A 14770-nucleotide genomic window follows, 5' to 3' on the forward strand; every position below is an offset into this window, starting at 1 on the left:
CTGGAGTCAGGCGATGCGGGGGAAGACGACGACGCGCCGGCTCCCCGAACGGGTCGGGGTGACCGGCGCGCCGCTCTTGCGACTCAATCTTCGCGCAGATCCTCGTAGAGCGCGGTCGACAGGTACCGCTCGCCGAACGACGGGACGATCACGACGATGTTCTTGCCGGCCGCCTCGGGGCGCGCGGCCACCTGCAGCGCCGCCCAGATCGCGGCGCCGGACGAGATGCCCACGAGGATGCCGTCCTGCGTGCCGACGGCGCGGGCGGTCGAGATGGCGTCGGGGAACTCGACGTCGATGACCTCGTCGATGACCCCCTGGTCGAGGATCGGCGGAACGAAGTTGGGGCCGATGCCCTGGATCTTGTGCGGCCCGGGCGTGCCCTTGGTGAGAAGCGGCGAGTCGGCCGGCTCGACGGCGACGACCTTCGCGTTCGGCACGCGCTCCTTGAGCACCTGGCCCACGCCGGTGATGGTGCCGCCGGTGCCGATGCCGGCGACGAAGTAGTCGACCTGGCCGTCGGTGTCGCGGAGGATCTCCTCCGCGGTGGTCTTGCGGTGGATCTCGACGTTCGCCTGGTTCTCGAACTGGCGCGCGAGGATGGCGCCGGGAGTCGCGGCGAGGATCTCCTCGGCCTTCGCGAGAGCGCCCTTCATGCCGCCTGCAGGGTCGGAGAGGACGAGCTCGGCACCGTAGGCCTTGAGAAGCAGGCGGCGCTCCATCGACATCGACGACGGCATCGCCAGGATCACCCGGTAGCCGCGGGCGGCACCGACCATGGCCAGTGCGATGCCGGTGTTGCCGCTGGTGGCCTCGACGATCGTGCCGCCCGGCTTCAGCTCGCCCGACGCCTCGGCGGCGTCGATGATCGCGATGCCCAGGCGGTCCTTGACGCTGGAGGCCGGGTTGTAGAACTCGAGCTTGGCGAGCACGTTGCCGCCGACGCCCTCCGCGACGCGGTTCAGGCGCACCAGCGGCGTGTTGCCGAATGCGGACGTGATGTCGGGATGGATGCCGGTCATGTCGGGGCCTTTCGCGGGTTCTCGGCTGATCGAGCACCAGCCTAGGGGGACGATTTCGTATGAGTCCTTCTGTGACGAATCGCTGTCGCTCACGTGCTAGCGGCCTTTCGTATCGCGCACTTGGTGGTTTCCGGCCGTCGAATCCCGCGAAGTGCGCGATTCGAAGGGAAATAGAGTGGTGCAGATGACTTCCGCCGCACCTTCCGCCTCCCTCGCCGGTGTGCTGCGGGCGGCCGCTGCGCGGCTCGCCGGCGCCGGCATCGGCGACCCGGACGTCGACGCCGAGCTCCTCGCCGCCTTCGTCTTGGGCACGGGCCGCGGGGCAGTGCAGGCCGCGGCGATCCGCGGGGACGCGATCACAAGCGAGGACGCCGCCCGGCTGGAGGAGCTCGTCGCGCGGAGAGTCACTCGCGAGCCTCTGCAGCACATCATCGGCACCGCGCCGTTCCGTCACCTCGAACTCCGCGTCGGACCCGGTGTGTTCGTACCCCGGCCCGAGACCGAGATCGTCGCGCAGCTGGCGATCGACGCGCTGCGGGCCGCGGCATCCGCTTCTCCCATCGCCGTCGATCTCGGAACGGGCAGCGGCGCGATCGCCCTCGCCATGGCGACCGAGGTGCCGCATGCGCGGGTGTTCGCCGCAGAGAACTCCGTCGACGCGTTCGTGTGGACCAAGGAGAACTTCGCGCTCGTGGGCGCCGACAACGCACGGCTCTCCTTCATCGACCTCGAGCACGCGTTCCCCGAGCTCGACGGGAACGTCTCGGTCGTGGCATCCAACCCGCCGTACGTGCCGGATGCCGCCATCCCGCGCGACCCGGAGGTGCGGTTCTTCGATCCGCCCGCGGCGCTCTACGGGGGAGAGGACGGCCTGGATGTCGTGCGCGTGCTCAGCCGCGTCGGACTGCGGCTCGCCCACCCAGGAGGGCTGATCGTGATCGAGCACGGCGAGTGGCAGGGTGCGCAGATCCGCGGCATCCTCGCCGCCGACGGGTGGCTCGCCCCGGCCACGCACCCCGATCTCACGCTGCGCGATCGCGCCACGACAGCGCTGCGTCCCTGACGGCGCGAGGGCTCGCAGGATTCCCGCCGTAGCCCTGACTAAACTGTCGGGCGACATGTCCCCCATCTTCGACTGCCGTGATGAGGCGCAGCTGCTGACCGGCATGCGCCAGGCGCGCCAGGCCATCGGCCGCGGCGAGCTCGTCGTCATCCCCACCGACACCGTCTACGGCGTCGCCGCCGACGCCTTCGACCACCAGGCCGTCGCTCGCCTTCTTGCCGCCAAGGGCCGCGGGCGCCAGTCGCCGCCGCCGGTGCTCGTTGCCGGCCTCACCACGCTGCGCGCCCTCGTGGCCGACGTGCCCGAAGCCGTGGAGCGCCTGGTCGAGGCCTTCTGGCCCGGCGGTCTCACCATCGTGCTGCCGTCGCAGCCGTCGCTGTCGTGGGATCTGGGCGAAACGCGCGGCACCGTCGCGGTGCGCATGCCCGCCCACCGGATCGCTCTCGAGCTCCTGGAGGAGACGGGCCCCCTCGCGGTCTCCAGCGCCAACCTCACAGGCATGGCCGCCGGCATCACCGCCGAGGACGCGGAGGGGATGCTCAAAGACAGCGTCGCCGTATACCTCGGAGACGGGCCGTCGAAGACCGGCATCCCGTCGACGATCATCGACGCGACATCCCTCGTCGCCGGCGACGAGCCGCGCGTACGGGTGCTGCGCGAGGGGGCCGTCAGCCGCGCCCAGCTGCGCGACGTGCTGGGCGACCTCCTCGAGCCCGATCCGGGCAGCGAGCCGGAGGACGCGGAGCCGGAGGCCGGCACGGGGCCGGAGGCCGGCGCCGAGCCGCAGGCCGGCACGACGGGCGATGGCGAGGGAGCGACGGATGCCGCTGCCCCGGCGCCCTCCTCAACAGAGGCGCCTTCCGAGGCCGGTGGGGCTCCTGAACCCACGGCGGCTTCTGCGCCTGAGGCGGATCCTGCGCCCGAGGCGGCTCCTGCGCCTGAGGCTGCCGCCGGGGCCGAGGCGGCTCCCGCGCAGAAGGCGCCGGAGCCCGAGCGCTCGTGAAGCAGTACGTCTTCATCATCCTCCTCACGGCGGCCGTCACCTTCGTCCTCTCGTGGGCGGTGTGGCGACTCAGCCTCAGGTACAAGCTCTATCCGGGCATCCGCGAGCGCGACGTGCACAAGACGCCCACCCCGCGCCTGGGTGGCATCGCGATGTTCCTCGGCGTGCTCGCGGCTTTCGCGGTCTCGTCGCAGCATCCGTTCTTCTCGATCGTCTGGGCCCAGCCCCAGCAGATCTACGCGCTGCTGGGCGCGACGGCGCTGATCGTCGTGGTCGGCGTGCTGGACGATCTGTGGGACCTCGACTGGATGATCAAGCTCGGCGCCCAGTTCCTCGCCGCCGGCGTGATCGCCTGGTTCGGGCAGCTGCAGATCTACACGCTGCCCCTCGGCGGCATGACGATCTTCTCCAGCTGGGTGAGCTTCACCCTCACCGTGTTCTCGATCGTCGTGGTCATGAACGCGGTGAACTTCATCGACGGGCTCGACGGGCTGGTGGCGGGCGTCTGCCTCATCGCCAACGTGGTCTTCTTCGCGTACTCGTACATGGTCTTCCGCGACATCGGCGCGAGCACGTACTTCAACCTCTCGTCGCTGATCGCCGCCGTGCTGATCGGGGCGTGCATCGGCTTCCTCCCGCTCAACTGGAGCCCCGCGCGGCTGTTCATGGGTGACGCGGGCGCCCTGATGCTGGGCCTGCTCATGGCGTGCTCGGCCATCGCCATCACCGGCAACTTCGACCCGGCGCTCATCGCCGACAACGACTCCTTCGGCCGCTCGCAGCTGCTCGGTGCCTTCATCCCGATCCTGCTGCCCGTCGTGGTCGTGCTGCTGCCCCTGCTCGACTTCGGGCTGGCGGTCGTGCGGCGCATGAGCCGTGGCAAGTCGCCCTTCTCGCCCGATCGCAAGCACCTGCACCATCGCATGCTCGACATGGGCCACAGCGACCGCGACGCCGTGCTCATCTTCTACGCGTGGACGGCCCTGGTCAGCATCTCGGTGCTGCTGATGTACATCGGCACGACCCTCGAGTGGCCGGGGGACTACCTCATCGGCCTCGCGTACGGGTTCGTCGGCATCGCCGCGTGCCTCGTCGTCACCCTGCCCCCCTCGCGCCGCCGCGCCGCCGAGCTCGCGGGGGCGCGGCATCCCGAATCCGAATCACAGCCCGATCTCGCGCCCGCACAGGAGGACGCCCGATGAGCAGCACCCCGAACTCCCGAACCCCGCTCTCCAGTACCGCGATCCTGCGAACCGTCCTGGTGTGGTCGGGCTCCGTCACCGCGGTCCTCGCCGCCGTCGGTGCGATCGTGGGCTACCTCGTGGCGGGAACCGACGGGCTGTGGAGCGCACTGGCAGGCGTCCTCATCGCCGCGGTCTTCCTCGGGATCACCGCCGCCAGCATCCTGATCGCCAACCGCTGGTACGGGGACGCCCTGTACGTGCCGATCTTCTTCGGCATCGTGCTCGGCGGGTGGATCCTCAAGTTCGTCGTGTTCCTCATCGCCCTGTTCGTGCTGCGGGATCAGCCGTGGATCGTGGGACCGGTGTTCTTCCTCGCCCTCGTCGCGAGCGTGCTCGCCTCGCTCGCGATCGACGTCGTCGTGCTCCTGCGCATGCGTGTGCCGCACGTCAGCGACGTGCAGCTTCCGACGGATCCGGATGCCGGTGACCGCACGGAGGGGCCGGCCGGCGCCTGAACGCCCGGCCGCGGATTCAGCGACCTCACAAGTTTGATAGGCTGATTCCGCGCCCGCCCGCTCACCTTGTGAGCGCTTGCGGAGTGACGCTCACCGACCATCGTCGCAACGGTTCTCGACCGATGCCCCGAAGCTGGAGCCAGCGCTGTTTACTCAAGCTGCGACCCTGATCGCCCCCCTTGCCGCGGATGCGCCCCCGGAGTTCCACGGGCCCTCGATCGACGAGTTCTTCCCTGAGATCCTCTTCGAAGCCTTCGGCGTCATCCCGATCCACCGGATCCACCTGATCCAGTTCCTGGCGACGGTTGCCATCGTGGTGATCTTCTGGCTCGGCACGCGCCGCATGCGCGTGGTGCCCGGCCGCTTCCAGAGCCTGGTCGAGATGGGCCTGGACTTCGTCCGGGTGAACATCGGCGAAGACCTGCTCGGCAAGAAGGACGCCCAGCGATTCCTGCCGATCCTCACCACGATCTTCTTCATGGTGCTGTTCATGAACATCACGGGCATCATCCCGTTCCTGAACATCGCCGGAACGAGCATCATCGCCGTGCCGCTGACGCTGGCGATCGTGAGCTACGTCACGTTCATCTACGCCGGCATCAAGAAGAGCCCCGGGAACTTCTTCAAGAACTCGCTCTTCCCGTCAGGCGTGCCGTGGCCGATCTACATCATCGTCACGCCGATCGAGCTGATCTCGACCTTCATCATCCGTCCCGTGACGCTCACCCTCCGACTCCTCATGAACATGATGGTCGGCCACCTGCTGCTGGTGCTCTTCTTCGCGGCCACGCAGTTCTTCGTCGTCGACCTCGGCGGCTGGTGGACGGCGCTCGGCGCGGGCAGCCTCGCGTTCGGCTTCGTCTTCACGCTGTTCGAAATCCTGGTGGCCGTCCTCCAGGCGTACGTCTTCGCTCTCCTCACCGCGGTCTACATCCAGCTCGCGGTCGCCGAAGAGCACTGAAAGCGGGACGGCCGGAAGGCCGCCCACAACCGAAAGGAAACACCCCCGTGGACGCAACTACGGTTCTCGCAGAGGTCAGCGGCAACGTCGCGACGATGGGCTACGGCCTCGCCGCGATCGGCCCGGCCATCGGCGTGGGCATCGTCGTCGGCAAGACGATCGAGGGCGTCGCCCGTCAGCCCGAGCTGGCCGGCCGCCTGCAGGTGCTCATGTGGATCGGTATCGCCTTCACCGAGGCGCTCGCCTTCATCGGCATCGCGACCTACTTCATCTTCGTCTGATCGCCGATACACAGTCCTAAGGAGACAGGATGCTGAACGCTCTTGTCGCGTACGCCGCGGAAGAGGGGGAGACGCACAACCCGCTCATCCCCGCGTGGTACGACATCATCTGGTCGTCGGTCTGCTTCGTCATCATCCTGATCATCTTCTGGAAGGTCGCCCTTCCCCGGATGAAGAAGCTGCTCGACGAGCGCTCCGCAGCGATCGAAGGCAACATCGCCAAGGCCGACGAGGCTCAGCGCAAGGCCGAGGCGGCGCTCGAGGAGTACACCGCCCAGCTCGCCGACGCGCGCAAGGAGGCCGGTGAGATCCGCGACGCCGCCCGTGAGGACGGCAAGAAGATCGTCGCCGAGGCCAAGGAGACCGCTTCGGCGGAGGCCGCCCGCCTGACCTCTACCGCGCACGCGCAGATCGAGGCCGAGCGCCAGACCGCTCTCGTGTCGCTGCGCAGCGAGGTGGGCACGCTCGCCCTCGACCTCGCCGGCGGCGTGATCGGCGAGACGCTGTCCGACGACAAGAAGGCTCAGGCCGTCGTCGACCGCTTCCTCGCGGAGCTCGAGGAGTCCGAGGGGGCCAAGGCGTAATGGGCAGCGCGACCACTCAGGCCCTGGCGGCGACGACGACGGCGCTCGGCGCCGCGTCGGGCGTCGACCTCGACGTCGCCGGCGAGCTCTTCGCCGTCGCGCGCGCCGTGGGCGACTCGTCGCAGCTGAGCGGCGCGCTCGCCGACTCCGCCGCGCCGGTCGAGGCCCGCCGCAAGATCATCGCGGACGTCTTCGGCCGGGTCGTCAAGCCCACGACGGCGTCGCTGCTGACGACCGCCGTCTCCGAGCGCTGGTCCTCCGCCGACGACCTGATCGACGGGATCGAGGAGCTCGCCGTGCGCGCCGCGGCGGTCGCCGATGCCGGCGCCGACGTCGAGGCCGAGCTCTTCTCCTTCTCGCGCGCGGTCGCGGGCAACCCCGAACTGGAGCTCGCCCTGGGCAGCCGCCTGGGCGACCCCGCTTCGAAGGGCGCACTGGTCGAGACGCTGCTCAAGGGCCGCGCGAGCGCCGGGACGACGCTGATCGCGTCCTCCCTCGTTCAGCAGCCCCGCGAGCGCCGCGTCCGCCAGCTGCTCTCGCGGGCCACCAAGCTGGTCGCCGACCAGCGTGGGCGCGCGGTCGCGACGGTCGTCGCGGCCGCCCCGTTGAGCGCGGAGCAGAGCCAGCGGCTCACCGCCGCGCTGACCAAGCGGTACGGCAGCAACGTGTCGCTCAACACGATCGTCGACCCGAGCGTCGTGGGCGGCATCCGCGTGCAGATCGCGGACGACGTGATCGACGCGAGCGTCTCGTCGCGCCTCGCCGACCTCCGTCAGCGGCTCGCCGGCTGACACAGACTTCCCGCACGGCGTCGAGCCGCGCGGAGCTTTCGGGGCCGTGGCCCCATGAACGAAGGAAAACAATGGCAGATCTCTCTATCAGCCCCGACGTCATCCGTGACGCGCTGAAGGACTTCGTCGCCGCCTACGAGCCCACCGGGGCTGCGGCCACCGAGGTCGGCACCGTCGTCGACGCCGCTGACGGCATCGCCCACGTCGAGGGCCTGCCCGGTGTCATGGCGAACGAGCTCGTCCGCTTCGAGGACGGGACCGAGGGCCTCGCGCAGAACCTCGACGAGCACGAGATCGGTGTGGTCGTCCTCGGCGACTTCGCCGGCATCGAAGCCGGCCAGACCGTCACCCGCACCGGTGAGGTCCTCTCGGTCGGCGTCGGCGAGGGCTACCTCGGCCGTGTCGTCGACCCGCTCGGCAACCCGATCGACGGCCTCGGCGAGATCGTCACCACCGGCCGCCGCGCGCTGGAGCTCCAGGCTCCCGGCGTCATGCAGCGCAAGTCGGTGCACGAGCCGCTGCAGACCGGCATCAAGGCCATCGACGCGATGATCCCGGTCGGCCGCGGCCAGCGCCAGCTCATCATCGGCGACCGCCAGACCGGCAAGACGGCGATCGCGATCGACACGATCATCAACCAGAAGGCCAACTGGGAGTCGGGCGACGTCACCAAGCAGGTGCGCTGCATCTACGTCGCCATCGGCCAGAAGGGCTCGACGATCGCGGCCGTGAAGGGCGCCCTCGAGGATGCCGGTGCACTGGAGTACACGACTATCGTCGCGGCTCCGGCATCCGACCCCGCCGGCTTCAAGTACCTCGCGCCGTACACCGGCTCGGCCATCGGCCAGCACTGGATGTACGAGGGCAAGCACGTCCTCATCATCTTCGACGACCTCTCGAAGCAGGCCGAGGCCTACCGCGCCGTGTCGCTGCTGCTCCGTCGCCCGCCGGGCCGCGAGGCGTACCCCGGTGACGTCTTCTACCTGCACTCGCGTCTGCTCGAGCGCTGCGCGAAGCTGTCGGACGAGCTGGGCGCCGGCTCGATGACGGGTCTGCCGATCATCGAGACGAAGGCCAACGACGTCTCGGCGTACATCCCGACCAACGTGATCTCGATCACCGACGGCCAGATCTTCCTGCAGTCCGACCTGTTCAACGCCAACCAGCGTCCCGCTGTCGACGTCGGCATCTCGGTCTCGCGAGTCGGCGGCGACGCCCAGGTCAAGTCGATCAAGAAGGTCTCGGGAACGCTCAAGCTCGAGCTCGCCCAGTACCGCTCGCTCGAGGCGTTCGCGATGTTCGCCTCCGACCTCGACGCCGCGTCGCGACGTCAGCTCGCCCGCGGCGCGCGCCTGACCGAGCTGCTCAAGCAGCCGCAGTACTCGCCGTACCCGGTGGAGGAGCAGGTCGTCTCGATCTGGGCCGGCACCAACGGCAAGCTGGACTCGATCGAGGTCGAGGACGTGCTGTCGTTCGAGCGCGAGCTGCTGGACTACTTGCGTCGCAACACGTCGATCCTCGACACGCTGCGCGACACGAACGTCCTCGATGACGACACGGTCGCCGAGCTCGGCAAGAAGACCGACGAGTTCATCCTCGAGTTCCAGGCCGGCAAGGGCCAGGCCATCGGCAAGCCCGGCCACGAAGAGGTCGCGGCCGCGCAGGCCGAGGACGTGAACCAGGAGAAGATCGTCAAGGGCCGCCGCTAAGGCGGGCCGGGGCTACCACCATGGGCGCACAACTCCGGGTCTACAAGCAGAAGATCAGCTCTGCTCAGACGACCAAGAAGATCACGAAGGCGATGGAACTCATCGCGGCTTCGCGCATCCAGAAGGCGATGGCGCGTGTGCGCGCGTCCTCGCCCTTCGCGCGGGCTGTGACGCGCGCCGTCGCCGCCGTGGCGACGCACTCCAACGTCGACCACCCGCTGACCGTCGAACGCGAGACGATCCGCCGCTCCGCGGTCGTGATCTTCTCGTCCGACCGGGGCCTGGCCGGCGCCTTCAACTCGCAGATCCTCCGCGAGGGCCTGGAGCTCGCGCAGCTGCTGCGCGAGGAGGGCCGCGAGCCGGTCTTCTACCTGGTCGGTCGCAAGGCCGTCGGCTACTTCCAGTTCCGTCGCATGGAGGCCGCGGCCGAGTGGACGGGTGACACCGACACGCCGCACTTCAGCACGGCGGAGGAGATCGCCGCGACCCTGCTCGACGCGTACGACCGCGGCGGCGAAGAGAACGGCGTCGACGAGATCCACCTCGTCTACAACCGCTTCGTCAGCATGATGACGCAGACGCCCGAGACCGTTCGCCTCCTCCCGCTGGAGGTCGTCGAGGCCGAGGAGTCGTCGTCTGCGGCGGTGTACCCGCTCTACGAGTTCGAGCCGGACGCCGAGACGGTGCTCGACGCGCTCCTGCCGGTGTACATCCAGAGCCGCGTCTTCAACGCCCTCCTCCAGTCGTCGGCCGCGAAGCACGCCGCGACGCAGAAGGCGATGAAGTCGGCCAGCGACAACGCCGACAAGCTCATCACCGACTACACCCGCCTGCGCAACAACGCACGCCAGGCCGAGATCACGCAGCAGATCGCCGAGATCGTCGGCGGCGCCGACGCGCTGGCGTCGGGCAAATAGACCACACGAAAGAGAAGAAGCCATGAGCCTCACCGCTGAGAAGACCGCGACCGCGGTCGGACGCGTCGCGCGCGTCACCGGCCCGGTCGTCGACATCGAGTTCCCGCACGACTCGATCCCCGACATCTACAACGCGCTGAAGACCACCATCACGATCGAGGGCGAGTCCACCGAGATCACGCTCGAGGTCGCCCAGCACCTCGGCGACGACCTCGTCCGCGCCATCTCGCTGAAGCCCACCGACGGCATGGTCCGCGGCCAGGAGGTGCGCGACACCGGCGGCCCCATCACGGTCCCCGTCGGCGACGTCACCAAGGGCAAGGTCTTCAACGTCACGGGTGACGTGCTGAACGCCGCCGAGGGCGAGACCATCGAGGTCACCGAGCGGTGGGGCATCCACCGCCAGGCGCCCTCGTTCGACCAGCTCGAGTCGAAGACCGAGATGTTCGAGACCGGCATCAAGAGCATCGACCTGCTCACCCCGTATGTGCAGGGTGGAAAGATCGGCCTGTTCGGCGGCGCCGGCGTCGGCAAGACGGTCCTCATCCAGGAGATGATCCAGCGCGTCGCGCAGGACCACGGTGGTGTCTCGGTGTTCGCCGGTGTCGGCGAGCGCACCCGTGAGGGCAACGACCTCATCGGCGAGATGGAGGAGGCGGGCGTCTTCGACAAGACCGCACTCGTCTTCGGCCAGATGGACGAGCCGCCGGGGACGCGTCTGCGCGTCGCCCTGTCGGCGCTCACGATGGCGGAGTACTTCCGCGACGTGCAGAAGCAGGACGTGCTGCTCTTCATCGACAACATCTTCCGCTTCACGCAGGCCGGTTCCGAGGTGTCGACGCTGCTCGGCCGCATGCCCTCCGCGGTGGGCTACCAGCCGAACCTGGCCGACGAGATGGGCATCCTCCAGGAGCGCATCACGTCGACCCGCGGTCACTCGATCACCTCGCTCCAGGCGATCTACGTCCCCGCCGACGACTACACCGACCCGGCGCCGGCGACCACGTTCGCCCACCTCGACGCCACCACGGAGCTGTCGCGCGAGATCGCGTCGAAGGGTCTGTACCCGGCCATCGACCCGCTGACCTCGACGAGCCGCATCCTGGACCCGCGCTACATCGGTGAGGACCACTACCGCGTGGCCACCGCCGTGAAGCAGATCCTCCAGAAGAACAAGGAGCTTCAGGAGATCATCGCGATCCTCGGTGTCGACGAGCTCTCGGAAGAGGACAAGATCGTCGTCGCCCGTGCGCGCCGCATCCAGCAGTTCCTCTCGCAGAACACCTACATGGCGAAGAAGTTCACCGGTGTCGAGGGTTCGACGGTCCCGATCAAGGAGACCATCGAGTCGTTCGACGCGATCGTCAAGGGCGAGTTCGACCACGTCGCCGAGCAGGCCTTCTTCAACGTCGGCGGCATCTCCGACGTCGAAGAGGCGTGGGCACGGATCCAGAAGGAGAACGGCTGATCATGCCGCTCAACGTGAGTCTCGTCTCCGCCGACGCGGAGGTCTGGTCGGGGGAGGCGTCGCTGGTCGTCGCCAAGACCGTCGAGGGCGAGATCGGCTTCATGACCGGTCACGAGCCCGTGCTCGCGATCCTCGCCGAGGGTCAGGTGCGCATCACGCAGACTTCGGGCACGAAGATCATCGCCAACGCGCAGGACGGCTTCCTGTCGATGGAGGGCGACGACCTCACGATCGTGGCCGGAAACGCCGCGCTGATCTCCTGATCCACCGCAGTCCGCACTCGGCCGATCCCTTCGGGGGTCGGCCGAGTCGTTTCCGCCGCGGCCCGCGGCGCCACACACCCGGAGACCCATGCTGATCCTCCTGCCTCCTTCGGAGACCAAGAGAGCGGGAGGTGTCGGAGCACCGCTCGACGCGACTCGGCTCGCGCTGCCCGAGCTGGCGCCGCAGCGCGCGGCCGTCGTGGACGCGCTGGTGGCGCTCTCGGCCGACGAGGACGCTGCCGCGCGCGTCCTCAAGCTCGGACCGAAGCAGCGCGGTGAGGTCGCCGTGAACGCGGCCCTGCGGGACGCTCCGACCATGCCGGCGATCGATCGGTACACCGGAGTCCTGTACGACGCGCTGGGCGCGGCATCCGTCTCCGCCGCAGGGCGTCGCTGGCTGGGAGCCCACGTGCTCGTGCACTCGGCCCCGTTCGGTCCGGTGGGTGCCCTCGACCCGATCCCCGCCTACCGGCTCGGCGCATCGACGGCGCTTCCGGGTGTCCCTCCGCTGCGCCGGCTGTGGGCGGCCGAGGTCACCGCAGCGTTGGCGGGCGCGCAGCCGCGGTTCGTGCTCGACCTGCGTTCGGAGGCCTATGTGGCGCTCGGCCCGGTGCCCACCGCCGTGCCATCGCGTTACATCCGTGTCGTGAGCGAGGGCGCCGACGGCGCGGTGCGCGCGCTCAACCACTTCAACAAGCATGCCAAGGGCGCCCTCGTCCGGCGCCTGGCAGAGGATCGTCCGCGGATCTCGTCGCCTGCGGGGTTCGTGCGGTGGGCGGATGCCGCGGGCCTGCGCGTGCGCGAGTCCGCCGCCGGAGAGCTCGAGCTCTACGCCTGACGCAGTTTCACCCGGGCGTGCGCACGGCCGCGAACCGGTTGTGGCGGCGCAGCGCGAAGCCGAGGCGCTCGTACGCGGCGATGGCGCCGACGTTCGTCGCCGCCGCGTGCAGCAGGGCGCGGTCACCGCGCTGCTGGATGTGGAAGGCGATGTCGAGCACCAGCCGGGAGGCCAGTCCCTGCCGGCGATGATCGGCGTCCACCGCGACCGCGCTGATCTCGGTCCAGCCCTCGGGGTGCAGCCGTTCGCCCGCCATGGCGATGAGGCGGCCGTCACGGCGGATGCCGATGTAGCGACCGAGCTCGTGGGTTCTCGGCCGGAAGGGTCCGGGCTGGTTGCGCTCGACGATCGCGAGCATGTCGGGCACGTCGTCCGCGCCGAGCAGGACCGCCTCGGGGTCCGGTCGCGGCTCGAGCGCATCGGTCTGCACGAGCTGCACGCCCGCGCCCGCGCCGATGACCTCCCATCCCTCCGGGACGTCGCCGTCGTAGCCCGACAGTCCGAGCTCTGCATCCGGACCGACGAGCTCGATCAGGGCAGCCCACACGTCGGGGTCGTCCCACGTGCGCACTGCGACGAAGGGCGCGACGTCGGAAGGATACCGGCGGACCAGGTCGTTGCCGATCGCGAATGAGGCGTGCGGGCCCGTGAGCGCGTGCCAGGGGGCGTTGTCGAGCACCGTGGCGTCGGCGTAGGGGGCGTCGAGGATCGTGGCGGGGGAGATGTCGGGCACCCGCCAACTCTGCGCCGATCGGGGCGGGGTCGCAAATGCCGCCCGTCACCACGCGCAACACGCCGGGGCGCCGCATCCGTTCCCCATCGGATGCCGCGCCCCGGCGTCAGCTCGCGGCAGCGCTCAGCGCCGGGTGTGCTGCGCGGTGCGCTCGGTGTTCTCCGCGATCGCGATCAGCGCGACCACCGCCTCGATGACGAATCGGAGAAGGATGATCGCGAGGAACGTGATGACGGGGACCACGATGATCGTCGCGATCAACCCGCTGATGCCGGCGCCGAGGTTCAGCCACATCACCGAGATCGCGCTCCAGATCCCGCCCACCAGGTAGACGATGAAGCCGATGCCGATCGCGATCAGTCCCACGAGGTAGAAGACGCTCGCCAGGCGACGCGTGATGAACGTGCGGAACGACAGGTCGAACAGCGCAGAGAAGAACCCTCTGCCGACGTCGGAGGCCTCGCCCCGGACGGGGGGAACGCCGGTGTCGTCGGGATCCGCCGCGCGGGCGGCCTCGGCAGCCGACTGCGGAGGCAGCGGCGGCGGAGTGGGAGCGGAGGGAGTCGGATCGGTCATGGCAGCCCTTCGGTCGGTTGTGCTCAGGCTATCCACCCCGCTGCGAGGGGGCCATCCCCCCGAAACGGCGTCAATGCTGACAGCCCGCTGAGAGCGTCGCTAGCATGTGTCCAGCGGAGCAGGGGCTCCGCGGTCGCGCTCCGGCGCGCCTCGAACCGACTCTCTCGGAGGTCGTTCCATGGATTACAACGACGGCAGCGGGATCGGGGCGCTCATAGCGTTCTGGCTCCTCCTCGCGCCCTTCCTCTTCCTGCTCGCGATCGCCGCGTACGTCATCGGCTCGTGGTTCCTCATGAAGGTCTTCGACAAGGCCGGCGTGCAGGGCCGCTGGCGCGCGTGGGTCCCCGTGTACAACTCCATGGTGGCGGCCAAGCTCGGCGACCTGTCGCCCTGGGTCATGCTGGGAGCGATCCTGATCGCGGGTTTCCTCGGCCAGATCCCCGTCATCGGCTGGATCCTGAGCCTCGTCGGCATCGCGGCCTGGGTGCTCTCCGGCTGGCGCATCGGCGCCAAGCTCGGCGCACCGTGGCCGCTCCTGCTGCTGTGGCTCATCCCCGGCGTCGGCACACTCATCTGGCTCGGCATCCTGGCGTTCGGCAGCTCGCGCTGGAACCCCAACATCGCGCCGTCGCCGTGGCGCAACTCGTTCCTCAAGGACACCACGGTGTGGCAGGGCATCCCGGTCCAGCCCGACCAGGCCGGTGTGCCGGGCGCGTCTGCCGGGGGATACCCGGCCGCACCGGGTTACGGAGCACCCGCGGGCTACCAGCCGCCGGCCGGCTACCAGCCCCCGGCGCCGCCCGCGGGCTACAACGCGCCGCCCGCTCCGCCCGCCGGCTACACGCCGCCACCGGCTCCGCCC

16 protein-coding genes and 1 pseudogene are annotated in these 14770 nt (G+C 69.4%); 14 read left to right on the plus strand and 3 right to left on the minus strand.

Annotation, left to right across the window (positions count from 1 at the left end):
• Positions 1-83: 83 nt before the first annotated feature.
• A complete protein-coding gene (cysK, locus tag IM767_RS18530; protein ID WP_109210047.1) occupies positions 84-1022 on the minus strand; it encodes a cysteine synthase A in 939 nt (312 codons plus the stop codon).
• Between the two features lie 184 nt (positions 1023-1206).
• Here cysK and prmC point away from each other — a divergent pair, with 184 nt between their 5' ends.
• The 13 genes and pseudogenes from prmC to IM767_RS18595 all read left to right on the plus strand — a co-directional run bounded on the left by prmC (position 1207) and on the right by IM767_RS18595 (position 12599).
• Entirely contained in the window at positions 1207-2085 is an 879-nt protein-coding gene (prmC, locus tag IM767_RS18535) for a peptide chain release factor N(5)-glutamine methyltransferase (protein WP_109210096.1), read from the plus strand.
• Positions 2086-2140: 55 nt separating this feature from the next.
• Positions 2141-2818, plus strand: a pseudogene (locus IM767_RS18540) (L-threonylcarbamoyladenylate synthase); the annotation flags it as partial.
• A gap of 266 nt (positions 2819-3084) precedes the next feature.
• A complete protein-coding gene (locus IM767_RS18545; protein ID WP_109210049.1) occupies positions 3085-4290 on the plus strand; it encodes an MraY family glycosyltransferase in 1206 nt (401 codons plus the stop codon).
• Positions 4287-4787, plus strand: a complete 501-nt coding sequence (locus IM767_RS18550; protein ID WP_109210050.1) for a Cg1360 family ATP-synthase-associated protein — start codon at positions 4287-4289, stop codon at positions 4785-4787. The genes IM767_RS18545 and IM767_RS18550 overlap by 4 nt, the downstream gene beginning before the upstream one ends.
• Positions 4788-4953: 166 nt before the next feature.
• Positions 4954-5748 (plus strand): F0F1 ATP synthase subunit A, encoded by a 795-nt coding sequence (atpB, locus tag IM767_RS18555; RefSeq protein ID WP_198426141.1) that lies wholly within the window; start codon positions 4954-4956, stop codon positions 5746-5748.
• A 47-nt stretch (positions 5749-5795) separates the two neighbouring features.
• Entirely contained in the window at positions 5796-6029 is a 234-nt protein-coding gene (gene atpE / locus IM767_RS18560) for an ATP synthase F0 subunit C (RefSeq protein WP_109210051.1), read from the plus strand.
• 29 nt (positions 6030-6058) lie between these two features.
• Positions 6059-6613, plus strand: coding sequence for a F0F1 ATP synthase subunit B (locus IM767_RS18565; protein ID WP_109210052.1), 555 nt, complete (start codon positions 6059-6061; stop codon positions 6611-6613).
• Positions 6613-7404: a F0F1 ATP synthase subunit delta gene (locus tag IM767_RS18570; RefSeq protein ID WP_109210053.1), complete on the plus strand. Its 792-nt coding sequence runs from the start codon at positions 6613-6615 to the stop codon at positions 7402-7404. Before IM767_RS18565 ends, IM767_RS18570 begins: the two co-directional genes overlap by 1 nt.
• 71 nt (positions 7405-7475) lie before the next feature.
• The gene (gene atpA / locus IM767_RS18575) at positions 7476-9113 is read left to right on the plus strand and encodes a F0F1 ATP synthase subunit alpha (RefSeq protein WP_109210054.1); all 1638 of its coding nucleotides are present in this window, start codon (positions 7476-7478) and stop codon (positions 9111-9113) included.
• Between the two features lie 20 nt (positions 9114-9133).
• Positions 9134-10030 (plus strand): F0F1 ATP synthase subunit gamma, encoded by an 897-nt coding sequence (locus tag IM767_RS18580; RefSeq protein WP_109210055.1) that lies wholly within the window; start codon positions 9134-9136, stop codon positions 10028-10030.
• 22 nt (positions 10031-10052) lie between these two features.
• Complete coding sequence (gene atpD, locus IM767_RS18585; protein WP_109210056.1) at positions 10053-11498, plus strand: F0F1 ATP synthase subunit beta; 1446 nt, start codon at positions 10053-10055, stop codon at positions 11496-11498.
• A gap of 2 nt (positions 11499-11500) precedes the next feature.
• Positions 11501-11761 (plus strand): F0F1 ATP synthase subunit epsilon, encoded by a 261-nt coding sequence (locus IM767_RS18590; protein ID WP_109210057.1) that lies wholly within the window; start codon positions 11501-11503, stop codon positions 11759-11761.
• A gap of 88 nt (positions 11762-11849) precedes the next feature.
• The gene (locus tag IM767_RS18595) at positions 11850-12599 is read left to right on the plus strand and encodes a YaaA family protein (RefSeq protein WP_109210058.1); all 750 of its coding nucleotides are present in this window, start codon (positions 11850-11852) and stop codon (positions 12597-12599) included.
• A gap of 7 nt (positions 12600-12606) precedes the next feature.
• On the opposite strand, the gene IM767_RS18600 is transcribed toward IM767_RS18595, so the two are convergent.
• On the minus strand, positions 12607-13332 hold the full coding sequence (locus tag IM767_RS18600; protein ID WP_109210059.1) for a GNAT family N-acetyltransferase: 726 nt from the start codon (positions 13330-13332) through the stop codon (positions 12607-12609).
• Between the two features lie 123 nt (positions 13333-13455).
• Positions 13456-13908: a DUF4282 domain-containing protein gene (locus tag IM767_RS18605; protein WP_109210060.1), complete on the minus strand. Its 453-nt coding sequence runs from the start codon at positions 13906-13908 to the stop codon at positions 13456-13458.
• 178 nt (positions 13909-14086) lie between these two features.
• Here IM767_RS18605 and IM767_RS18610 point away from each other — a divergent pair.
• Positions 14087-14770: hypothetical protein (locus IM767_RS18610; protein WP_194398937.1), on the plus strand; the 684-nt coding region annotated here is incomplete at its 3' end.

Origin of the sequence: Microbacterium ureisolvens, assembly GCF_015278315.1 — a bacterium.
GTDB lineage: Bacteria > Actinomycetota > Actinomycetes > Actinomycetales > Microbacteriaceae > Microbacterium > Microbacterium ureisolvens.